Raw genomic sequence first — 20200 nt, 5'->3', positions numbered from 1 at the left:
GGCGTCACTCCCCGAGCCAGGCGTCGATGTCGGCGTATGCCGTCTCGCGCACCTCGGTCGGCGCCCGCGACGCCCGCAGCGATGCCCGGGCGAGGTCGGCCAGCTCAGCGTCCGAGAACTCCAGCACCCGAGCCACCTCGTACTGCTCCACGAGCCGTGACCCGAAGATCAGCGGGTCGTCGGCGCCCAGCGCCACGGTCGCCCCGGCATCGACGAGCCGTCGCAACGGCACGTCGTCGATCCCGTCGTAGACACCGAGCGAGATGTTGCTCCCCGGGCACACCTCCAGCGCGACCCCGTCGGCCACGACCCGGTCCAGCGTGCGCGGGTCCTCGACCGACCGGACCCCGTGACCGAGCCGGTCGGGCGACAGCGCCGTCAGCGTGCGGTCCACCGCGTCCGGCCCGAGCAGCTCGCCGGCGTGCGGCACCAGCGCGAGCCCGGCGCGCCGAGCGATCGCGAAGGCGTGCGCGAACGCCTCGGTCTCACCACGCCGCTCGTCGTTGCTCAGGCCGAAGCCCACGACGGCACCCGGTCCCTCACCGGCATACCGCGCCGCCAGGCGGGCCAAGGTCCGCGACTCGAGCTCGTGACGCATCCGCGAGGCCGCGACGATCACGCCGACCTGGGCGGCGCCCGGCTCGCGCGAGACCGCCGCCGCCTCGTCGAGGACGATCTCCAGCGCCGGGGTGATGCCGCCGACGAACGGCGCGTACGACGTCGGGTCCACCTGCAGCTCGAGCCAGCGCGACCCCTCGGCCCCGTCGTCGAAGGCGGCCTCGCGCACGATCCGGCGCATGTCGGCCTCGCCGCGCACGCAGTGGCGGGCGGCGTCGTAGAGGCTCTGGAACCGGAACCACCCACGCTCGTCCCGGGTCTCGAACGTCACCGGCCAGTCGGCGCCGAGGGCCGACGGCAGGCGTAGGCCGTGCGCCTGCGACATCTCGCGCACGGTGGCGACGCGCATCGAACCGGTGAAGTGCAGGTGCAGGTGCGCCTTGGGGAGGGCGGCGGTGTCGCGCGCGCGCACCGACCCGGACGGCTCGGGGCTCACTCCTCGACGATGTGCATGGCCGACTCCTCGGCCGACACGTCCTCGGAGGCGCCGTAGCCATCGCCGGAGCCCTCCTCGGCGACGAGGGTCTTCTCCTCGTCGGGTCGAAGGCCCTCGTCGGGGCTCGTGAGCGACCCCGCGTCGAGGACGTCGTCGGCGCTCGCGTCGTCGCTCGGCTCGCCGAGGAAGTCGTCCTCGGCCGGGATCGAGTCGGGGTCGTCGCCGCCGGAACGCGGCTCGGCGTCGAGGCCGGACTCGTTGTCCGGGGCGCCGTAGGCCGAGTTCGGGTCCGGCACCTCTTGGTTGATGCGCTGATCGATCGTCTCGTCCTGCGCCTGTTCCTCGGCAGTGGTGCCCCACTCCGTGTTGCGCGGCTGCAGGTCCGGCGGCGAGACAGGCAGGTTGTCGCCCTCGCTCGAGTCGAGCAGGTCGGGCTGGCCCTCGCCGGCGTCCACGCCGTCGTCGAGGCTCATCGAGCCGAGGTCGTCGCTGAAGTTCTCGGTTCCGGGCTGGTCGCTCATGACCTCACCCTGTCACGCCCGAGAGCTTTTCGGCGGCGGCGAGCAGGACGCACGTCGCGACCCCGGCCATGGCGGTCTCGACCTCCTCGAGGACGGGGAAGGACGGCGCGAGCCGGATGTTGCGGTCGCGCGGGTCCTTGCCGAGAGGGAAGGATGCCCCGGCCGGCGTGAGCGCGATCCCGGCGCCCTTGGCCAGTTCGACGACGCGCGAGGCCGTGCCGTCGAGGACGTCGAGGTTGACGAAGTAGCCACCCGAGGGCTTGGACCAGGTCGCCACCTCGCGACCGGCGAGCGCCGAGGTGAGCGCCGAGTCGACCGCGGCGAACTTCGGGCCGAGGATCTCGCGGTGCTTGCGCATGTGGTCGCGCACGCCGTCGGCGGTGCCGAAGAACTGGACGTGCCGCAGCTGGTTGATCTTGTCCGGGCCGATCGAGGCGAACTGCTGGTGCCCGAGGTACCACTTCACGTTCTCCGAGGACGCCGCGAGGAAGGCGACCCCCGACCCGGCGAAGGTGATCTTGGAGGTGGACGCGAACATGATCGGCCGGTTGGGGTGCCCCGAACCGGACGCCAGCGTGATGATGTCGGCGCTCTTGGCCTCGTCCTCGGTGAGGTGGTGGAAGGCGTAGGCGTTGTCCCAGAAGATCCGGAAGTCCGGCGCCGCCGTCTCCATCGAGGCCAGCTCGCTGGCCACCTCCTGCGAGCAGGTCGAGCCCGACGGGTTCGCGTAGGTCGGCACGATCCACATGCCCTTGACCGCGGGGTCCTTGACCAGTTCGCGCACCGCGGCGACGTCCGGGCCGTCCTCGTGCATCGGCACGGTGAGCATCTCGATGCCGTAGGACGCGAGCATCGTGAAGTGCCGGTCGTAGCCGGGGACGGGGCAGACGAACTTCACCGTCTCCTCCTGCGACCAGGGGCGCGGCGAGTCCGGCGCACCGTGGAGCAGCAGCTGGACCAGGCAGTCGTGCATCATCGTCAGGCTCGAGGCACCGCCGGCGACGACCTGTTCGGGCTCGACCCAGAGCAGGTCGGCGAACATCTCGCGCAGCTCGGTGATCCCCGACAGCCCGCCGTAGTTGCGGACGTCGGTCCCGCTCGCGTCCTTGTAGCCACGGGGGAGGCTGAGCAGCTCGTTGCTCAGGTCGAGCTGCGCGACCGAGGGCTTGCCGCGCGTGAGGTCGAGCGTGAGCCCGCGGTCCTTCAAGGCGGCGTATGCCGTGCGCTGGCTCTCGAGGAACGCCTCGAGCTCGGCGGGGGAGAGGGACGACAGGGCGGCGGCGGTCGACTCGGTCACGACCGTCATCGTTCCAGACGACGATGGTGGAGGGCAGTCCTCCCCATGGTGCGAGACACCGCGCCGTTGGAGGGTGGGAGCACGGCGGGCCAGAAGCGCCCACCACCGAGGGAGGGAACCCACCATGAAGTTGTCCACCAGCCGCCACGGCGCTGCCCTCGCGGTCGCCACGCTGGCAGTGACCGGCGCGATCGGCGCCGTGAGCACGACGACCGCGCCGACCGCAGAGGCCGCACCCGGGATGGTCCGAGTCATCTCGCACAACATCGCCAAGAAGCCGGAGGCGCTGACGAAGGTCATCGAGAAGCACAACAGCGCCCGGTTCCCGGGGCCTGAGGTCGTCTTCCTGCAGGAGGTGTGCCAGAGCATGCTCCCGCGGATCGAGGAGAAGCTGGGCAAGGCGTCGTTCCACATGCGACGTGACAACCAGTCGGATTGCTCGGACAACGTCATCGGTGAGGTCGTGGCCTACACGGACAAGAACGCCAGTGTGGTGCGTGACGCCGTGGACTTCGACGTCGAAGGCGAGGACCAGAACTACGGGATGGCGTGCCTCAACTTCTCCTACGCCGGGCGGTCCACGCGCGCCTGCTCCACGCACCTCGCCTCCGGCGACGGCCCGGCCAAGAACGCGATGCGGCTCGCGTCGACGAAGGTCATCCGCGACAAGGCCCGGGCCTGGAACAAGGACCTCATCCTCATCGCCGGCGACTTCAACCGTGAGCCGACCGCGCGCGCGATGGACTACGTCTATGGCGTCGGTCCCGACTCCAAGGGCAACTTCCGGGAAATCACCCAGTCGGCGACGGGCAACGAGGCCCGGACCGGCAGGTTCACCATCGGGAAGGTGAAGAAGAACACCGACCGCAAGGTCGACTACATCTTCGCGTGGAAGGGCCACAGCCGCACGGACGGCGGATGGGCCACGACGGAGTTCACCCCGTCGAACCACCGGATGCTGTTCGGCGCAGTGCCGCTTCGCTGACGGACGAGCCCGCGTGGCGCCCCGGTTCGGACGGTTTCGCGTCGGGCCGGGGCGTCACGTATGCTGTTCCCTCGGTGAAAGCACCATGATTCGTCATGCCTGCCGACACCTCCGGAACCGCCCACCCAACGGGTGCGTTCCTAGGGCAGTGGCTCAATTGGTAGAGCACCGGTCTCCAAAACCGGCGGTTGGGGGTTCGAGTCCCTCCTGCCCTGCACGTACAGATCATCTCGGAGAAGAGGAACCGTGACGGAAGTGGGCGAGTCCCGCGACTCACGCCAGGCGAGCAAGCGCGCCGGCAAGAGTGGCAACCCCGTGTCGCGTCTCTTCGCCTCCTTGGGTCTGTTCATCAGCCAGATCCTCGACGAGCTCCGCAAGGTCGTGCGCCCCACGCGCTCCGAGCTGTGGAACTACACGCTCGTCGTCATCGTGTTCGTCTCGGTGATGATGGCGCTCGTGTCCGGGCTCGACTTCGGCTTCCAGAAGCTCGTCGGCCTGGTCTTCGGCAACGGGGGCTGAGCCCCCGGGCACGTCCGCGAGGACGAGCCCGCACCACGATTGAACCCAACGCTGAACAGGAAGTAGGTCAGCAGTGTCCGACCACACGACGTCCCAGGACGCCGAGTCGACCTCCAGCGACGCCGAGACCCTCGCCGTCGACGACACCGAGAGCGCGGCCCAGCGTGAGTCGCTGACCCTCGGCGACACCGCACCCGAGTTCCTCGACGCGCCCATCGGCGAGCCGACCGATGCGGCCGACGACGCCGCCGCCTCCGACGAGGCCGCCGACTCCGACGAGACGGACGAGTCCGCCACCGACGCCGACTCCGACGTGTCCGACGACGACGCCCCCGCCGAGAGCACCCTCGAGGCCGCGACCACCGACTCCGACGAGGACGGCGACGTCGTCCCGACCGACGTCGACCCGATCCAGGCGTTCAAGGACGACCTCGCGAGCAAGTTCGGCGACTGGTACGTCATCCACTCCTACGCGGGCTACGAGAACCGCGTGAAGACCAACCTCGAGACCCGGATCCAGTCCCTCAACATGGAGGACTACATCTTCGAGATCGAGGTCCCCATGGAGGAGGTCACCGAGATCAAGAGCGGTCAGCGCAAGCTGGTCCGCCGGGTCCGGATGCCCGGATACGTCCTCGTCCGCATGGACCTCACCGACGAGTCGTGGGGCGCCGTGCGCCACACGCCCGGTGTCACCGGCTTCGTCGGCAACGCGCACCAGCCGGTGCCGCTGAGCCTCGACGAGGTCTACACGATGATCAAGCCGGCCGAGCTCGAGATGGCCGCAGCCGCTGCTGCCGCTCCCGGCTCGCCCGCCTCCTCCGGTGGCTCGGCCGCCGAGACCCCGCTCGTCGACTTCGAGATCGGCGAGTCGGTCACCGTCATGGACGGCCCCTTCGAGACCCTGCCGGCGACGATCTCCGAGATCAACGCCGAGAGCCAGAAGCTCAAGGTCCTCGTCTCCATCTTCGGCCGGGAGACCCCGGTCGAGCTGTCGTTCAGCCAGGTCGCCAAGATCTGACGCTCCGCAGCACTGCAACCGGGTCATCGCCCACGGCGTGGGCCCACAACCAGAAAAAGGACACACCGCAATGCCTCCCAAGAAGAAGGTCTCCGGCTACATCAACCTGCAGATCCAGGCAGGTGCCGCGACCCCGGCTCCCCCCGTCGGCCCCGCGCTCGGTCAGCACGGCGTCAACATCATGGAGTTCGTCAAGGCCTACAACGCTGCGACCGAGCACCAGCGGGGCAACATCATCCCCGTCGTCATCACCGTCTTCGAAGACCGTTCCTTCACCTTCATCACGAAGACCCCGCCGGCCTCGGAGCTCATCAAGAAGGCCGCTGGCGTGCAGAAGGGCTCCGGCGAGCCGCACAAGACCAAGGTCGCCAAGCTCACCAAGGACCAGGTCCGCGAGATCGCCGAGCAGAAGATGCCCGACCTCAACGCCAACGACGTCGACGCCGCGATGAAGATCATCGCCGGCACCGCGCGCCAGATGGGCATCGAGACCGACCTCTCCTGAGGTCACCACAACCGTTCCGTATGCCGGCCGCCCACCGCGGGCGGCCGGCATACGGGAAGCGTTTCCTCACCTGAGGCGAGCGCGTGGGAGGGCCAGCGCTGGTCCGGACCACAACTCCATCCCTGACACACAGGAGCAGAACATGAAGCGCAGCAAGACCTACCGCGCCACCGCGGAGAAGATCGACGCCGACAAGGCCTACAGCCCGCTCGAGGCCGTCCGCCTCGCCAAGGCCGGCGCCAAGGCCAAGTACGACGAGACCGTCGAGGTCGCCATGCGACTCGGCGTCGACCCGCGCAAGGCCGACCAGATGGTCCGCGGGACGGTCAACCTCCCCAACGGCACGGGCAAGACCGCTCGCGTCCTCGTCTTCGCCAACGGCGACAAGGCCGAGGCCGCCAAGGCTGCGGGCGCCGACTTCGTCGGATCCGACGAGCTCCTCGAGAAGGTCGCCGGCGGCTGGCTCGACTTCGACGCGATCGTCGCCACCCCTGACCTCATGGGCAAGGTCGGTCGTCTCGGCAAGGTCCTCGGCCCGCGTGGCCTCATGCCCAACCCGAAGACCGGCACGGTCACGATGGACACGGCCAAGGCCGTCTCCGACATCAAGGGCGGCAAGATCGAGTTCCGCGTCGACAAGCACGCGAACCTCCACTTCATCATCGGCAAGGCGTCCTTCGACGAGAAGCAGCTCGTCGAGAACTACGCCGCCGCGCTGGAGGAGATCCTGCGTCTCAAGCCGGCCTCCTCCAAGGGCCGCTACATCAGCAAGGCCACGATGTCGACGACGATGGGCCCCGGTGTCCCGCTCGACTTCACCAAGACGCGCAACCTCCTCGAGGAGGACGCCCAGGCCGAGGCCTGATCGTCCCGCACGTCCCGAGAAAGCCCCCGTTCCTCACGGAACGGGGGCCTTTTCGTGTTGGGTCGACGCCAATCCGCCACGGCGGCCCGTTGTGACCTTGACTGCTCTCCGTGGCCGCAACTTGTTTCCGAAGTAACCCCGGGGTAACTTCGCTGGTGCCCTGTTGCACGGTCGCCTCGGGCCCAGCCCACGGCGACGTCCCCCTGCCACGCACCACGGGCCGGAAGTGAGGTTGTGACATGGGTGTCGCCATCGACGTCCAAGGGCTGACGAAGTCCTTCGGGTCCCAGCAGATCTGGAACGACGTCACCCTCACCCTCCCCCCGGGCGAGATCTCCGTGATGCTCGGCCCCTCCGGCACCGGCAAGTCGGTCTTCCTCAAGACGCTCGTCGGCCTGCTCAAGCCCGACAAGGGCTCGATCATCATCAACGGCGACGACCTCGTGACGCTCAAGGAGGCCGACCTCTACGAGGTCCGCAAGCTCTTCGGCGTCCTGTTCCAGGACGGCGCGCTCTTCGGGTCGATGAGCCTCTACGACAACGTCGCGTTCCCGCTGCGCGAGCACACGAAGAAGTCCGAGAGCGACATCCGCAACATCGTCCTCGAGAAGATGGACCTCGTCGGTCTCTCCGGTGCCGAGGACAAGCTCCCCGGTGAGATCTCCGGCGGCATGCGCAAGCGCGCTGGCCTAGCTCGCGCCCTCGTCCTCGACCCCGAGATCCTCCTCATCGACGAGCCCGACTCGGGCCTGGACCCGGTGCGCACGTCCTACATCAACCAGCTCTTCATCGACCTCAACGCGCAGATCGACGCGACGTTCCTCATCGTCACCCACGACATCAACACCGCGCGGACCGTGCCCGACAACATCGGGCTGCTCTACCACCGGCACCTCGCGATGTTCGGGCCGCGCGAGATGCTGCTCAGCTCCGAGGAGCCGGTCGTGCGCCAGTTCCTCAACGCCCAGACCATCGGCCCCATCGGCATGTCCGAGGAGAAGGACGCCGACGAGCTCGCCGCCGAGTCCGGCCAGGAGCTGCCCCCGCTGCCGCCGATCCCGCTCCAGCTCGGGACGAGCGACGGTGCACCGCGTCGGGCCGAGAAGCCCGCGGGGGAGTGGTGCCGCGCCAACGGCGTCACGCCGCCGCCCGGGTCGTTCGAGTCCGGCAACGCCGGGGTGCCCGGCGTGAAGCAGTCGCGCGACGAGGCACCGGCGACATGAACCTCCTCACCGGCCCGCTCAAGCAGGCGGGCGCCTTCTTCGCGATGGCTCTCGACGTCCTGCGCGCGCTGCCCAAGCGACCGTTCCAGACCAAGGAGTTCATCCAGCAGTGCTGGTTCATCGCCTCGGTGACGATCGTCCCGACGGCGCTCGTGTCGATCCCGTTCGGCGCGGTCATCGCCCTCCAGCTCGGCACACTCACCCGCCAGCTCGGCGCCCAGTCGTTCACCGGAGCGGCGAGCGTCCTCGCGGTCGTGCGTGAGGCGTCACCGATCGTCACGGCCCTGCTCATCGCGGGCGCCGGCGGCTCGGCGATCTGCGCCGACCTCGGCTCGCGCAAGATCCGCGAGGAGCTCGACGCCATGGAGGTGCTCGGGATCAGCCCGATCCAGCGCCTCGTCGTGCCGCGCGTCCTCGCCGCGATGCTCGTCGCCGTCCTGCTCAACGGGCTCGTCTCCGTCGTCGGTGTCGCGGGAGGCTACTTCTTCAACGTCGTCATCCAGGGTGGGACCCCCGGCGCCTACCTCGCGTCGTTCACCGCACTGGCCCAGCTCGCCGACCTCTGGACGTCCGAGATCAAGGCCCTGCTCTTCGGTGCCGTGGCGGCGCTCGTCGCGTCCTACAAGGGCCTCACGGCCGGCGGTGGCCCCAAGGGCGTCGGCGACGCGGTCAACCAGAGCGTCGTCATCACCTTCATGTTCCTCTTCGTCATCAACTTCGTCGTGTCCGCGATCTACTTCCAAGTCGTTCCGCAGAAGGTCTGAGGGGTGAGCACACGATGAGCCGGACCAAGGACCTCGCCGCCCGACCGGGCAGGATGCTCGACAGCCTGAGCGACCAGATGCACTTCTACGTGCGCTCGATCGCCTGGAGCCCGCGCACGATCCGCCGCTACAAGAAGGAGGTCCTGCGCCTCCTCGCCGAGGTCTCGCTCGGCAGCGGTGCACTGAGCGTCATCGGCGGCACGGTCGGCGTCCTGACCTTCATGGCGTTCTTCACCGGAAGCCAGGTCGGTCTGCAGGGCTACTCCTCGCTCAACCAGCTCGGCACGGGCGCCTTCGCCGGCTTCCTCGCGGCCTACCTCAACACCCGCGAGATCGCACCGCTCGTGGCCGGCCTCGCCCTGGCGGCGACCGTCGGCTGTGGCTTCACCGCCCAGCTCGGCGCCATGCGGATCTCCGAGGAGGTCGACGCGCTCGAGGTCATGGGCATCCCGTCGCTGCCGTTCCTCGTGACGACCCGCATGATCGCCGGGTTCATCGCGGTCATCCCGCTCTACGTCCTCGGCCTGCTGTCGTCGTACGCCGCGACGCGGTTCATCGTCACCGACTACTTCGGCCAGTCCAAGGGAACGTACGACCACTACTTCCACCTGTTCTTACCTCCGGTGGACATCCTCTACTCGTTCCTCAAGGTGCTGGTCTTCGCGGTGATCATCATCCTGATCCACTGCTACTACGGCTACACCGCCAGCGGCGGCCCCGCCGGCGTCGGCGTGGCCGTGGGCAAAGCCGTGCGCACCTCGATCGTCGCCATCAACCTCGTCGACTTCTTCTTCTCGCTCGCGGTGTGGGGCGCGACGACGACCGTGCGGATCGCGGGATAGCCATGGCCAACAGCAGCGCTCTCGGACGCCTCGGGCACCGCACCTACGGTGTGGCGTTCCTCGTCGTCGTCGCCCTGCTCCTGTCGCTGTCGATCGCGTCGTTCAACAAGGCGTTCGCCGACGTCGTCAAGGTGAGCCTCGAGACCAACCGCATCGGCAGCCAGCTTCAGGAGGCCTCGGACGTCAAGATCCGTGGGCTCATCGTCGGCGAGGTCCGCTCGATCGAGCCGCACGGCGACGGCGTCACGCTCGGCCTCGCGCTCAAGCCGGAGATGGTCGACCTCATCCCCGCCAAGGTGAGCGCCCGGCTCCTGCCCAAGACGCTCTTCGGTGAGCGCTTCGTCGACCTCGTCCCGCCCGAGGGCGACCAGGGCCGGGCCATCCGCGCCGGCGACGTCATCCCGCAGGACCGCACCACCTTGGCCATCGAGCTTGAGCAGGTCTTCGACGACCTTCTTCCGCTGCTGCGCGCCGTCGAGCCGGCCAAGCTGTCGGCCACCCTCAATGCGCTCGCCACGGCCCTCGACGGCCGCGGCACCAAGCTGGGCAAGAACCTCGTGCTCGTCGACCAGTACTTCACCCGGCTCAACCCGCAGATGCCGACGATCCAGGCCGACATCTCCGGTCTCGCCGACCTCGCGAGCACGTATGCCGTCGCCGCCCCCGAGCTCCTGCGCGCGGCCAAGGCGTTGCTCACGACGAACGCGACGATCGTCGAGAAGCAGAAGGAGCTCGCGGGGTTCCTCGCCGGGACCGCTGGGTTCGCCAACACCACCGCCGGCTTCCTCGAGACCAACCAGAACCGCATCATCCAGGTCGGTCGGGTCCAGCGGCCCACCCTCGAGGTGCTCGCCAAGCACTCGCCGATCTATCCCTGCTTCACCCAGGGACTCGTCGGGTGGCTGCCGCGGGCGCGCGAGATCTTCCGCGACGGGATGTTCCACATCACCATGGAGCTGCCGGAGCAGCGCCCGGGCTACCGCCCGGGTGAGGAGCCCGCGTGGCGCGACAAGCGGGGCCCCGACTGCAAGGGTCTGCCCACCAAGTACGGCAACCAGGACAGCCCCCGGGGCGGGTCGAAGTTCGACGACGGGTCGGACGGTGCGCCGACCAACGTCACCCACTCGGCGCTGCCGCAGGCGTTCCTCGCACCCGAGGGAGCACGGATCCCGACCGTCGACGCCGGGCTCGCCGGGACGGTCGAGGAGCAGCAGCTCGTCGGAGCGCTCGTCGGTGTCGACAGTGGTGAGGACGCCTCTCTCGCAACACTGCTCGCGGGTCCGATGATGCGCGGGACGGTGGTGAGCCAGTGAAGACGACGTCGAGCCTCGTGAAGTTCATCATCTTCGCCATCGTCACGATCCTCGCGACCGGGACGCTGGCGGCGACCATCGCCAACATCCAGCCGGGGGACCGCAACACGTTCACGGCACGCTTCAGCGATGTCACCGGTCTGGCCAAGGGCCACGAGATCAGGATTGCCGGCGTCCGCGTCGGCACGGTCAAGAAGATCGAGGTCGCGCCCGACCGCACCAACGCCGCGGTGACCTTCGACGTGCTCGCGTCGAGCGTGCTCACCCAGGGCACGGTGGCGACGATCAAGTACCGCAACCTCATCGGAGAGCGCTACATCTCGCTCACCCAGGGTCCCGGCGCGGCCACCCCGCTCAAGGACGGGGACTCGATCCCGCTCGAGCGCACCCACCCCGCCCTCGACCTCACGGTCCTGTTCAACGGGTTCAAGCCGCTCTTCGCCGCGCTCTCGCCGCAACAGGTCAACGAGCTCTCGGGCCAGATCATCTCGGTCCTGCAGGGTGAGGGCGGCAACATCAACAGCCTGCTCGGCCAGACCGCGTCCCTCACGAGCACGCTCGCCGACCGCGACAAGGTCATCGGCAACGTCATCACCAACCTCACGACCACCCTGACCACCGTCGAGCAGCACGACGACGCCCTCGGCGAGCTCCTCATCCAGCTCCAGCGCTTCGTGTCCGGCCTCTCGGCCGACCGCAAGGCGATCGGAGAGTCCCTCACCAACATCAACTCGGTCACCGACGAGACCGCGCAGCTGCTCGCAGCCGGACGGCCCGACATCAAGAACGACATCGCCCAGCTGAACGCGCTGGGGGCCACGCTCAACAAGCCGGCCAACACCGCGGCATACGAGAAGTTCATCACCGGCTCGCCCGGCAAGATCAATGCGATCACCCGGACGGCGACCTACGGCTCGTGGTTCAACTTCTACCTCTGCCGTTTCGAGGTCGAGAACCTCCTGCTGCCGACCGGTCCCACACCCGGCGGCCTGGGCTACAACGTCGCCGCTGCGAGGTGCCGATGAGCACCCCGTTCCGCTCCCGTGACCCGCTGCCGATCGGCATCGCGGGTCTGGCCGCCATCGCCCTCGTTCTCCTCGCGGCGTTCAACGCCTCGGCGCTGCCACTCATCGGTGGTGGCGAGGACTACTCCGCGTCGTTCAGCGAGGCGGGCGGACTGCGCTCCGGTGACGAGGTGCGGATCGCCGGCGTGCGGGTCGGCAAGGTCAAGGGCATCCGCCTCGCCGGCAACAAGGTCGACGTCGACTTCCGCATCACCGAGGACGTCGCGTTCGGTCCGGAGTCCGGGGCCTCGATCCGGATGAAGACCCTGCTCGGCCAGAAGTACGTCTCGCTCGAGCCCCGGGGCCGCGGCCAGATGACCGAGGGCACGACCATCCCGATCTCGCGGACGGTCTCGAGCTACGACATCATCGACGCCTTCTCGGACCTCACCGAGACCACCGAGCGGATCGACACCGACCAGCTCGCGAAGTCCCTCGACACCCTCGCCACCGAGTTCAAGGACACGCCGGCCAACGTCACGCTCGCTCTCGACGGCCTGACGAGGCTCTCGCGCACCGTGGCCAGCCGCGACAGCGAGCTCAAGGCGCTGCTCAAGGCCGCGAACTCGGTCTCGGGGACCCTCGCCGACCAGAACAAGGTCATCGAGAAGATCATCGTCGACGCCGACCTCCTGCTCGCCGAGCTCTACGAGCGCCGCGACGCGATCCACACGCTGTTCACGAACACCAGCGCCATGGCCGTCCAGATCACCGGACTCGTCCGCGACAACAGGGCCCAGCTCGGTCCGGCGCTCAAGCAGCTCGACGGGGTCCTCGAGACCCTGCGCAAGCACGAGGCGGACCTCACCCGGACGATCGACGCGATGGCGCCGTTCACCCGCGTCTTCGCGAGCACGCTCGGGACGGGCCGCTGGTTCGACACCTACATCCAGAACCTCACGGTTCCCGTCGGGGCGGTGGGGCGATGAGGATCGGAGCACCCGGCATCCTCGGGAAGGTCGTGGCGGCGCTCGTCGTCGTGGGCCTCGTCGCGGCGGCGTTCGTCTGGTGGCCTCGTGGTGACAAGGTCACCGTGACCGGCGACTTCGGGCGTGCGGTCGGGCTCTTCCCCGGCTCGGACGTGCGCGTCCTCGGAGTGCGCGTGGGCACCGTGACCGCCGTCGAGCCGCGCGGCGAGAGCGTGCGCGTGACCTTCGAGGTCGAGGACGACGTCAAGATCCCCGCCGACGCTAAGGCCGCCGTGGTCGCCCCCTCGCTCGTGAGCGACCGCTACGTCCAGCTGCTGCCGGCGTGGACGGCCGGCCCGGTGATGCAGGACGGCGCGAAGATCCCGCGTGAGCGGACCGCCGTCCCGGTCGAGCTCGACCGGGTCTCGCAGAGCCTCGACGACCTCATGGTGGCCCTCGGCCCCGAGGGCGCCAACAAGGAGGGCGCGCTGACCCGGGTCCTCGACACCGGTGCCCGCAACCTCGAGGGCAACGGGCAGAACCTCCACGAGATGAACCGCAACCTCTCGCAGGCGGTCCAGACGTTCGCCGAGGGGCGTGGGGACCTCTTCGCGACGATCAAGAATCTCGACACCTTCACCGGGATGCTCGCCACCAACGACGCCCAGGTCCGACGGCTCAACACCGACCTCTCCAAGGTCTCGGACCAGCTCGACGGCGAGCGCGACGACCTCGCGGCGGCCCTCAAGAACCTCGCCGTCGCCCTCGCCGAGGTCTCGACGTTCGTCAAGGACAACCGCGCCGTGCTCACCGAGGACATCGACCAGCTCACCGCCCTGACGAGCGCGGTGGCCGCCAAGCGCGACAGCCTCGCGGCGACGCTCGACAACGCACCCGTCGCCCTGTCCAACCTCCAGCTCGCCTACAACCCGTCCTCGGGCACGCTGGACACCCGGGCCAACCTCGAGGGCCTCGACGACCCGGCGCTCATCCTGTGCTCGCTCATCACGGGCCCGACCGGCACGGGCAACACCAACCTCTGCTCGACCCTCCAGAAGCTCATCCCCAAGGGCGGACTGCCGCTGCCGGGCCTGCTCAACCTGCCCGGGCTGTCGGCCGTGCCCGCGTCCATGACGGCCGCGGGCGCCGCACCGGCGGCCGCAGGGCCCCAGGCGCCGCCGGCTCCCTCGGCCCCGGACGTGACCGTTCGCGGTGCCGACGTGACCCTCGGCGGACTGCTCGCGAAGGACACGCCATGACGTATGCCGGCCGCTCACCTCGTGCCCCGCGCGCACCTCGCGCGTCCCGACGCCTCCGGGTCGTCGCCGTGGCTGCTGCCCTGGCCATGGGGCTCACCTCGTGCCAGGGCGCGTTCGACCTCCCGCTCCCCGGCGGTGCCAAGGGCGACGGCCCGTCGATGACGATCAAGGTCGACTTCGCCGACGTCCTCGACCTCGTCCCCAAGTCGGCGGTGAAGATCGACGAGGTGGCCGTGGGTCAGGTCGAGGAGATCGAGCTCAACGGCTGGACCGCCCGCGTCACGCTGAGCGTCCCACGCTCGAGCAAGCTGCCCGACAACGCGACGGCGGAGCTCAAGCAGTCCTCGCTGCTCGGCGAGAAGTACATCGCCCTCGCGCCGCCGGCCGATGGCAAGGGGGTCGGCACCCTCTCGCAGGGTGACCTCATCCCGCTCGAGCGCACCAACCGCAACCCCGAGGTCGAGGAAGTGCTCTCAGCGATGTCGTTGCTGCTCAACGGTGGTGGCGTCGGCCAGCTGGCCGTCATCGAGCGCGAGCTCAACAACGCGCTGCGCGGCAACACCGACGAGATCAAGCACCTCATCGGTGAGCTCAACACCTTCGTCGGGGGCCTCGAGGACCAGAAGGCCGAGATCGTCCGTGCCATCGACATGATCGACCGGCTGGCAGCCCGGCTCGCCGCGCAGAAGGACCTCATCGCCCGCACCCTGGAGGAGATGCCCAAGGGGCTCAAGGTCCTCGCCGACCAGCGCGTCCAGCTCACCCAGATGCTCCAGGCACTCAGCCGGCTCGGCGATGTCGGGACCAAGGTCATCCGGGGGTCCAAGGCCGACCTGCTGGCCAACCTCAAGCTGCTCGGGCCCATCCTCGGACAGCTCAACAAGGCCGGCGACGCGCTGCCCAAGTCGCTCGAGCTGCTGCTGACCTACCCGTTCCCCGACGCCGCCCTCGGCGCGATCAAGGGTGACTACACCAACCTGTCCGTCACCGCGGACCTCGACCTGCGCGAGCTCAAGATCCTCCAAGGTGGGGGAGCGCCGACCCTGCCGGGCGTTCCGAGCCTGCCCAACGTGCCGCTGCCCCAGGTGCCACTCCCGTCCGTGCCGGTTCCCTCGGTCCCCGTCCCGTCCATCCCCGTCCCCCGGCCCACCGCCACCAAGCCCCCGACCAACCCGCTCTGCCCGCCGCTGTGCACCGGCAGCGCCCCCGGTGACCGGTCGTGGACCTCGCTCTACGGAGGTGGTGCCGCATGATCCGCACCTTCACGAGGTTCCAGCTCGCGGCCTTCACCCTCATCACCATCGTGGCGGTGTCGATCCTCTCGGCGAACTACATCGGGCTCACCGAGCGGATCCTGGGCGGGGGCCCCAAGGTCAAGGCGTCGTTCGCCCAGTCCGGCGGCATCTTCGTCGGTTCCGAGGTGACCTATCGCGGCGTCAAGGTCGGACGGGTGTCCGGGCTCGAGCTCGAGAAGGACGGGGTGCTCGTCGAGGCACAGCTCGACCGCGGTACCGAGGTCCCCAAGGACACCCGGGCCGTCGTCGAGAACCGGTCAGCCGTCGGCGAGCAGTACCTCGACCTGCAACCCCGGTCCTCGGACGGTCCGATGCTCGCGACGGGAGACGTCATCCCGCGCAAGGACACGGCATACCCGATCCGGGTCGACGAGCTCCTCCTCCACGTCGACAAGACCGTCCGCTCGGTCGACCGCGACGACCTGCGCACCGTCGTCGACGAGCTCGGTGCCGGCTTCGACGGTTCCGGCCCGGACCTCTCGCGCCTCATCGACAACGGGGACCTGCTCACCCAGGCGGCCATCGACGCCCTCCCCGAGACGGTCCGGCTCATCCAGCAGAGCAAGACCGTCCTCGACACGCAGCGTGACACCGCGCCGCAGATCAAGAACTTCGCGACCGACTTCGCCAACCTCTCCGAGACCCTCCAGGCGTCGGACAGCGACCTGCGGCTCATCCTCGACCGCGGTGTCGTCGCCTCCAAGGAGCTCGAGGGCCTCGTCAAGGACAACCAGGCCGACCTCGCCGTGCTCATCGCGAACTTCATCACCATCGGTCAGGTGACGACCTCGCGCATCGACGGCATCGAGCAGATGTTCGTCACCTACCCCGAGGTCGTCGTCGGCGGCTACACCGTGGTCCCGGGCGACGGGACCGCCCACTTCGGCGTCCAGACGGCGCAGAACCCGCCGGTCTGCACCAAGGGCTACGAGGGGACGAGGAAGACCGACCCCAACCAGACCCAGAACCTCCCGCCGCTCAATGCCAGGGCCGGCTGCACCCTGCCGCGCGGGTCGGCCTCCAACGTGCGCGGAGCCCAGAACGCGCCGCGCCCGCGCAGCGGTGTCGCGTCCTCGCACCCCATGTCGCTGGCCGACCGGCTGCTCCCGCTCGGCAACGCCGCCGTGGCCGACGGTGTGCCCCAGATCTCGGCACCCCTCGCTCCGACCGGCGGAGCCGCAGGGGCAGACTCGTGGTCGTGGATCCTGCAGGAAGCGGCGCGATGAGCCGGAGCACGACCGTGCGGGTGCTCTGGGCCCTCACGGCGGTGGTCCTCGTCGCCACCGTCGCGCTCGCCGCCACCCGCGGACGGGACTGGTGGCAGGCCCGGGCGACCGAGCACGCGCAGAACGACGCGCTCGCCGCCGGACGCCAGCTCGCCGTGAACTTCGCGACGATCGACTACCGCAAGGTCACCGAGGACACCGACCGGGTCAAGGCCGGGGCGACGGGGGAGTTCCTCGCGAGCTACACCTCGCAGCTCGAGGACCTGCGCAAGGTCATCGTCGACAACAAGTCCGTGAGCAAGGTCGAGCGGTCCGAGGCCGCGCTCGTCGACGGGGACGAGGACTCCGCCACCGTGATCGTCGGCCTCATCGCGCCGACGAGCAACACCGTCGTGCCCAAGGGCGAGAAGAAGACCTATCGCACCAAGCTCGGCCTGCGCCGGGTGGGGGAGCAGTGGAAGGTGGAGCGCCTTGAGTTCGTCGGCTAACCGTCGTCCCCGAGTCGCCGGGCAGCGTCGTCGGCCGGCCCGCCCGGACGGCTCCGTCGTCGACCCCACGACGAGCCCTGCCGAGCACGACGAGACCGTCGGTGCCGGCGAGCACGACGAGACCGTCGAGGCTGACGACACCGACGGCACCGACCAGGCATCACCTGCCGCAGCCGACGACCCGGACGACACCCACCTCGACGACGCGATCGAGACCGACACCCACGACGACGACGACGGCGCCACCCCGGTCTCGCGCGCGGCCCTGCTCGCCTCCGCCGTCGCGCTCGCGCTCAGCCTCGCCCTGCTCGCCGCGCTCCTCCTCGTCACCCGCGAGGACCCGGCGCAGCGCGGGCGGGACGCCAGTGCCGCCAGCGCCACGGCCCGCTCGACGCTCGAGCAGATCCTCAGCTACAACGCCGAGACGATGACCCAGCAGATCCCGGCCAACCAGGCCCTGCTCGCCGGCACGTTCAAGGACGAGTTCGCCACGACGATGACCAAGACGATCGTGCCGTTGGCGACCAAGGACAAGACGGTCGTCAAGGCCCGCGCCTACGAGGTCGGGGTCATGTCGCAGGACGACGACACGGTCACCGTCCAGGCCTTCGTCGACCAGGCGCGCACGAGCGACGCCCAGAAGCAGCCCTCGATCGACCAGAACCGCGTCATCGCCACGATGACCCGCGTCGGCAACCGCTGGCTGGTCTCCTCGCTCAAGGCCTACTGAGCACCCCTGTCGAGGCGGGTTCGGCCCACGGCCCGGGGCGCGGCTACCCTCGAAGGACTCAACCGGGAGGGAACCCACACACGATGACAATCTCGATGCGCCGCTCCAGCGGCGCCGCACTCGCGCTCGCCGGTCTGCTCGCACTCGGCGCCTGCGGCTCCGCCGACGAGGGCTCGACCACCGGCACGTCCGACACCGCGTCCAAGGACGCGGGCACCGACGTCGCCCAGGGGGACAAGGTCGACGCCGGCGAGGTCGCGGGCCGCATGGTCAAGGCGATGGAGAAGGCCGGCAGCGGCACCATGACGATGAAGACCGGTGGCCAGGAGGCGACCGGCGACTTCCGCTACGTCGACGGCAAGCTCGAGCAGCACACCAACGTCCCCGTGGAGGGCTCCGAGATGGAGATCATCGCCGTCGGTGACTTCGTCTACCTCAAGGGCCTCCCGGGCCAGGCCAAGCCGTGGGTCAAGATCGACCCCAAGGCCGACGACCCGATCAGCCAGATGTTCAAGGGCATCGTCGAGGGCGGGGTGAGCGACCCGACCAAGATGGCCGCCAACCTCAAGGGCGCCCAGGCGACGGTGAAGTCGAAGGACGGCGACAAGACGACCTACGAGTTCTCGGTCGACCCGGCCAAGGCCATGGGCAGCACGCCGAGCCCGTCGCCGAGCGCGACGATGAAGCCGCTGACGATGACCTACGTCCTCGACAAGGACGACCGCCCGGTGACGATCTCGACCTCGGCCGCGGGCCAGGGCATCGAGGTCTCCTACGGCGACTGGGGCAAGAAGGTCGAGATCTCCGCGCCGCCGGCCGACCAGGTCGGCCCGATCAGCATGCCGTCCGCAGGCTGACCGATCTGCTGCTCGACCTCTTGCCCTGCTGGGACAGCTCGCTGGCGCTCGCCATCCCAGCAGGGCAAGAGGTCGAGAGCGATTTGGTGGCGGGGGCCCTGCCCGTCTACTGTGTCCCTTGACCAAAGACCGCCGGTTGTCCGGTGCACCCGCACCAGACCGAAGGTTCCGCGAGAGCGGGCAACCAGCGCAGGCCGAGTTTCGAAACAGTGCGTCCACCGCGACGTGCCGCCACGAGCCCCGCGCCCTGCGCCGGGGCTCGATCTGTTTCCGTGGTCCTTCCCGGAGGTCGTGACCGACGTAAAGGAGGCCCGAATGTCTCGTGCAGACAAGTCCGCGGCGATCGCCGAGCTCGCGGAGAAGTTCCGTAGCTCCAACGCCGCTGTCCTCACGGAGTACCGCGGGCTCTCGGTGGCTCAGATCACCGAGCTTCGTGGCGCCCTGCGTGGCAACGCGACCTACGCCGTGGTCAAGAACACGCTGACCGAGCTCGCCGCCAAGGAGGCCGGAGTCACGGCCTTCGACGGCCAGCTCGTGGGACCGTCCGCCATCGCCTTCGTCGAGGGCGATCCGGTCGAGGCTGCCAAGGGTCTGCGTGACTTCGCCAAGGCAAACCCCCTCCTCGTGATCAAGAGCGGCCTGCTCGACGGCAAGGCGCTCTCGTCCGAGGAGATCACCAAGCTCGCGGACCTCGAGTCCCGCGAGGTGCTCCTCGCCAAGCTGGCCGGCGCCATGAACGCGTCGCTCACGCAGGCTGTCTACCTCTTTGCCGCGCCGCTGTCGCAGACCGCTCGGGTCGTCGACGCACTGCGCGCCAAGGTCGAGACGGAGGGTCCGGCTGTCGCCGAGTCCGCTCCGGAGGAGACCCCCGCCGACGCCGCACCTGCGGCCGAGGCCACCGAAGACGTCGCCACGGGTGGCGACGAGGCCTGAGCGACTGCGCGTCAGCGCAACCGCTCCAGGTCGTTCCACACCACCGCCACTCACGGCATACACACAGTAGAAAGGCGCCATCATGGCCAAGCTCAGCACCGACGAGCTCCTTGAGGCCTTCAAGGAGATGACCCTCATCGAGCTCTCCGAGTTCGTCAAGCAGTTCGAGGACACCTTCAACGTCACCGCCGCCGCGCCCGTCGCGGTCGCCGGTGTCGCTGCCGCCGCCGGTGGCGGCGACGCTGCCGCCGCGGAGGAGCAGGACGAGTTCGACGTCATCCTGACCGCCGCCGGCGACAAGAAGATCGCCGTCATCAAGGAGGTCCGCGCGCTGACCTCCCTCGGTCTCAAGGAGGCCAAGGACCTCGTCGACGGCGCCCCGAAGCCCGTCCTCGAGAAGGTCGACAAGGCCGCGGCCGACAAGGCCAAGGAGCAGCTCGAGGGCGCAGGCGCGACCGTCGAGCTCAAGTGAGCTGAGCCTCGACAGAGGCTGACTCATCCGCGAACGGGCGGGGTGGATCCACGAGATCC

Annotated in this window: 22 protein-coding genes and 1 tRNA gene; 20 read left to right on the top strand and 3 right to left on the bottom strand. The window is 69.2% G+C overall.

The features are described 5' to 3' along the window. Positions 1-4 precede the first annotated feature (4 nt). Genes ACSQ11_RS01425 through ACSQ11_RS01415 form a run of 3 tightly spaced genes read right to left on the bottom strand, consistent with a single transcriptional unit; the run spans position 5 to position 2872 of the window. Positions 5-1054: an adenosine deaminase gene (locus ACSQ11_RS01425; protein WP_436002336.1), complete on the bottom strand. Its 1050-nt coding sequence runs from the start codon at positions 1052-1054 to the stop codon at positions 5-7. Continuing rightward, a complete protein-coding gene (locus tag ACSQ11_RS01420; protein ID WP_436002334.1) occupies positions 1051-1575 on the bottom strand; it encodes a DUF5709 domain-containing protein in 525 nt (174 codons plus the stop codon). Before ACSQ11_RS01420 ends, ACSQ11_RS01425 begins: the two co-directional genes overlap by 4 nt. 4 nt (positions 1576-1579) lie before the next feature. Next, the gene (locus ACSQ11_RS01415; RefSeq protein ID WP_436002332.1) at positions 1580-2872 is read right to left on the bottom strand and encodes an aminotransferase; all 1293 of its coding nucleotides are present in this window, start codon (positions 2870-2872) and stop codon (positions 1580-1582) included. Positions 2873-2996: 124 nt separating this feature from the next. Between ACSQ11_RS01415 and ACSQ11_RS01410 the strand changes: the two genes are divergently transcribed. The 20 genes from ACSQ11_RS01410 to rplL all read left to right on the top strand — a co-directional run bounded on the left by ACSQ11_RS01410 (position 2997) and on the right by rplL (position 20141). Then, complete coding sequence (locus tag ACSQ11_RS01410; protein WP_436002330.1) at positions 2997-3857, top strand: endonuclease/exonuclease/phosphatase family protein; 861 nt, start codon at positions 2997-2999, stop codon at positions 3855-3857. Positions 3858-3999: 142 nt separating this feature from the next. Further along, positions 4000-4072, top strand: a tRNA-Trp gene (locus ACSQ11_RS01405). Positions 4073-4103: 31 nt separating this feature from the next. Next, positions 4104-4376: a preprotein translocase subunit SecE gene (secE, locus tag ACSQ11_RS01400; protein ID WP_436002328.1), complete on the top strand. Its 273-nt coding sequence runs from the start codon at positions 4104-4106 to the stop codon at positions 4374-4376. 73 nt (positions 4377-4449) lie between these two features. Continuing rightward, positions 4450-5397, top strand: coding sequence for a transcription termination/antitermination protein NusG (gene nusG / locus ACSQ11_RS01395; protein ID WP_436002326.1), 948 nt, complete (start codon positions 4450-4452; stop codon positions 5395-5397). 70 nt (positions 5398-5467) lie between these two features. Then, positions 5468-5902 carry a 50S ribosomal protein L11 gene (rplK, locus tag ACSQ11_RS01390; RefSeq protein WP_436002324.1) on the top strand — a complete coding sequence of 145 codons (435 nt, stop codon included), beginning with the start codon at positions 5468-5470 and terminating at the stop codon, positions 5900-5902. Between the two features lie 142 nt (positions 5903-6044). Continuing rightward, positions 6045-6767, top strand: coding sequence for a 50S ribosomal protein L1 (rplA, locus tag ACSQ11_RS01385; RefSeq protein ID WP_436002322.1), 723 nt, complete (start codon positions 6045-6047; stop codon positions 6765-6767). Positions 6768-7006: 239 nt separating this feature from the next. Continuing rightward, the gene (locus ACSQ11_RS01380; RefSeq protein ID WP_436002320.1) at positions 7007-7990 is read left to right on the top strand and encodes an ABC transporter ATP-binding protein; all 984 of its coding nucleotides are present in this window, start codon (positions 7007-7009) and stop codon (positions 7988-7990) included. Beyond that, positions 7987-8754 carry an MlaE family ABC transporter permease gene (locus ACSQ11_RS01375; RefSeq protein ID WP_147064710.1) on the top strand — a complete coding sequence of 256 codons (768 nt, stop codon included), beginning with the start codon at positions 7987-7989 and terminating at the stop codon, positions 8752-8754. The genes ACSQ11_RS01380 and ACSQ11_RS01375 overlap by 4 nt, the downstream gene beginning before the upstream one ends. A gap of 14 nt (positions 8755-8768) precedes the next feature. Beyond that, positions 8769-9596: an MlaE family ABC transporter permease gene (locus tag ACSQ11_RS01370; RefSeq protein WP_436002317.1), complete on the top strand. Its 828-nt coding sequence runs from the start codon at positions 8769-8771 to the stop codon at positions 9594-9596. Positions 9597-9598: 2 nt separating this feature from the next. Continuing rightward, on the top strand, positions 9599-10909 hold the full coding sequence (locus tag ACSQ11_RS01365; RefSeq protein WP_436002315.1) for an MCE family protein: 1311 nt from the start codon (positions 9599-9601) through the stop codon (positions 10907-10909). Further along, a complete protein-coding gene (locus ACSQ11_RS01360; RefSeq protein WP_436002313.1) occupies positions 10906-11934 on the top strand; it encodes an MlaD family protein in 1029 nt (342 codons plus the stop codon). The genes ACSQ11_RS01365 and ACSQ11_RS01360 overlap by 4 nt, the downstream gene beginning before the upstream one ends. Continuing rightward, on the top strand, positions 11931-12902 hold the full coding sequence (locus ACSQ11_RS01355) for an MCE family protein (protein ID WP_436002311.1): 972 nt from the start codon (positions 11931-11933) through the stop codon (positions 12900-12902). The genes ACSQ11_RS01360 and ACSQ11_RS01355 overlap by 4 nt, the downstream gene beginning before the upstream one ends. Then, the gene (locus tag ACSQ11_RS01350; RefSeq protein ID WP_436002309.1) at positions 12899-14140 is read left to right on the top strand and encodes an MCE family protein; all 1242 of its coding nucleotides are present in this window, start codon (positions 12899-12901) and stop codon (positions 14138-14140) included. The genes ACSQ11_RS01355 and ACSQ11_RS01350 overlap by 4 nt, the downstream gene beginning before the upstream one ends. After that, complete coding sequence (locus ACSQ11_RS01345) at positions 14137-15393, top strand: MCE family protein (protein WP_436002307.1); 1257 nt, start codon at positions 14137-14139, stop codon at positions 15391-15393. Before ACSQ11_RS01350 ends, ACSQ11_RS01345 begins: the two co-directional genes overlap by 4 nt. Then, a complete protein-coding gene (locus tag ACSQ11_RS01340; protein WP_436002305.1) occupies positions 15390-16661 on the top strand; it encodes an MCE family protein in 1272 nt (423 codons plus the stop codon). The genes ACSQ11_RS01345 and ACSQ11_RS01340 overlap by 4 nt, the downstream gene beginning before the upstream one ends. Continuing rightward, entirely contained in the window at positions 16658-17149 is a 492-nt protein-coding gene (locus ACSQ11_RS01335) for a hypothetical protein (protein WP_436002303.1), read from the top strand. Before ACSQ11_RS01340 ends, ACSQ11_RS01335 begins: the two co-directional genes overlap by 4 nt. Continuing rightward, positions 17133-17879, top strand: a complete 747-nt coding sequence (locus tag ACSQ11_RS01330) for a hypothetical protein (RefSeq protein ID WP_436002301.1) — start codon at positions 17133-17135, stop codon at positions 17877-17879. The genes ACSQ11_RS01335 and ACSQ11_RS01330 overlap by 17 nt, the downstream gene beginning before the upstream one ends. A gap of 83 nt (positions 17880-17962) precedes the next feature. Beyond that, positions 17963-18736, top strand: a complete 774-nt coding sequence (locus ACSQ11_RS01325) for a hypothetical protein (RefSeq protein ID WP_436002299.1) — start codon at positions 17963-17965, stop codon at positions 18734-18736. A gap of 315 nt (positions 18737-19051) precedes the next feature. Beyond that, the gene (gene rplJ, locus ACSQ11_RS01320) at positions 19052-19669 is read left to right on the top strand and encodes a 50S ribosomal protein L10 (protein WP_436002297.1); all 618 of its coding nucleotides are present in this window, start codon (positions 19052-19054) and stop codon (positions 19667-19669) included. A gap of 82 nt (positions 19670-19751) precedes the next feature. Next, entirely contained in the window at positions 19752-20141 is a 390-nt protein-coding gene (gene rplL / locus ACSQ11_RS01315) for a 50S ribosomal protein L7/L12 (RefSeq protein WP_147064732.1), read from the top strand. The last annotated feature ends 59 nt before the right edge of the window (positions 20142-20200 follow it).

The sequence above is a fragment of the Knoellia sp. LjRoot47 genome (assembly GCF_964253435.1).
GTDB lineage: Bacteria > Actinomycetota > Actinomycetes > Actinomycetales > Dermatophilaceae > Knoellia.
The sequence above is the reverse complement of the archived record's forward strand: the minus strand, read 5'-3'. Positions and strand labels throughout refer to the sequence as shown.

Coding starts and splice junctions, on each gene's coding strand:
- ACSQ11_RS01420 (WP_436002334.1), bottom strand. CDS start 1,575: ATGAGCGACCAGCCCGGAACCGAGAACTTCAGCGACGACCTCGGCTCG.
- ACSQ11_RS01410 (WP_436002330.1), top strand. CDS start 2,997: ATGAAGTTGTCCACCAGCCGCCACGGCGCTGCCCTCGCGGTCGCCACG.
- rplK (WP_436002324.1), top strand. CDS start 5,468: ATGCCTCCCAAGAAGAAGGTCTCCGGCTACATCAACCTGCAGATCCAG.
- rplA (WP_436002322.1), top strand. CDS start 6,045: ATGAAGCGCAGCAAGACCTACCGCGCCACCGCGGAGAAGATCGACGCC.
- ACSQ11_RS01380 (WP_436002320.1), top strand. CDS start 7,007: ATGGGTGTCGCCATCGACGTCCAAGGGCTGACGAAGTCCTTCGGGTCC.
- ACSQ11_RS01375 (WP_147064710.1), top strand. CDS start 7,987: ATGAACCTCCTCACCGGCCCGCTCAAGCAGGCGGGCGCCTTCTTCGCG.
- ACSQ11_RS01370 (WP_436002317.1), top strand. CDS start 8,769: ATGAGCCGGACCAAGGACCTCGCCGCCCGACCGGGCAGGATGCTCGAC.
- ACSQ11_RS01365 (WP_436002315.1), top strand. CDS start 9,599: ATGGCCAACAGCAGCGCTCTCGGACGCCTCGGGCACCGCACCTACGGT.
- ACSQ11_RS01355 (WP_436002311.1), top strand. CDS start 11,931: ATGAGCACCCCGTTCCGCTCCCGTGACCCGCTGCCGATCGGCATCGCG.
- ACSQ11_RS01350 (WP_436002309.1), top strand. CDS start 12,899: ATGAGGATCGGAGCACCCGGCATCCTCGGGAAGGTCGTGGCGGCGCTC.
- ACSQ11_RS01345 (WP_436002307.1), top strand. CDS start 14,137: ATGACGTATGCCGGCCGCTCACCTCGTGCCCCGCGCGCACCTCGCGCG.
- ACSQ11_RS01340 (WP_436002305.1), top strand. CDS start 15,390: ATGATCCGCACCTTCACGAGGTTCCAGCTCGCGGCCTTCACCCTCATC.
- ACSQ11_RS01335 (WP_436002303.1), top strand. CDS start 16,658: ATGAGCCGGAGCACGACCGTGCGGGTGCTCTGGGCCCTCACGGCGGTG.
- ACSQ11_RS01325 (WP_436002299.1), top strand. CDS start 17,963: ATGACAATCTCGATGCGCCGCTCCAGCGGCGCCGCACTCGCGCTCGCC.
- rplJ (WP_436002297.1), top strand. CDS start 19,052: ATGTCTCGTGCAGACAAGTCCGCGGCGATCGCCGAGCTCGCGGAGAAG.
- rplL (WP_147064732.1), top strand. CDS start 19,752: ATGGCCAAGCTCAGCACCGACGAGCTCCTTGAGGCCTTCAAGGAGATG.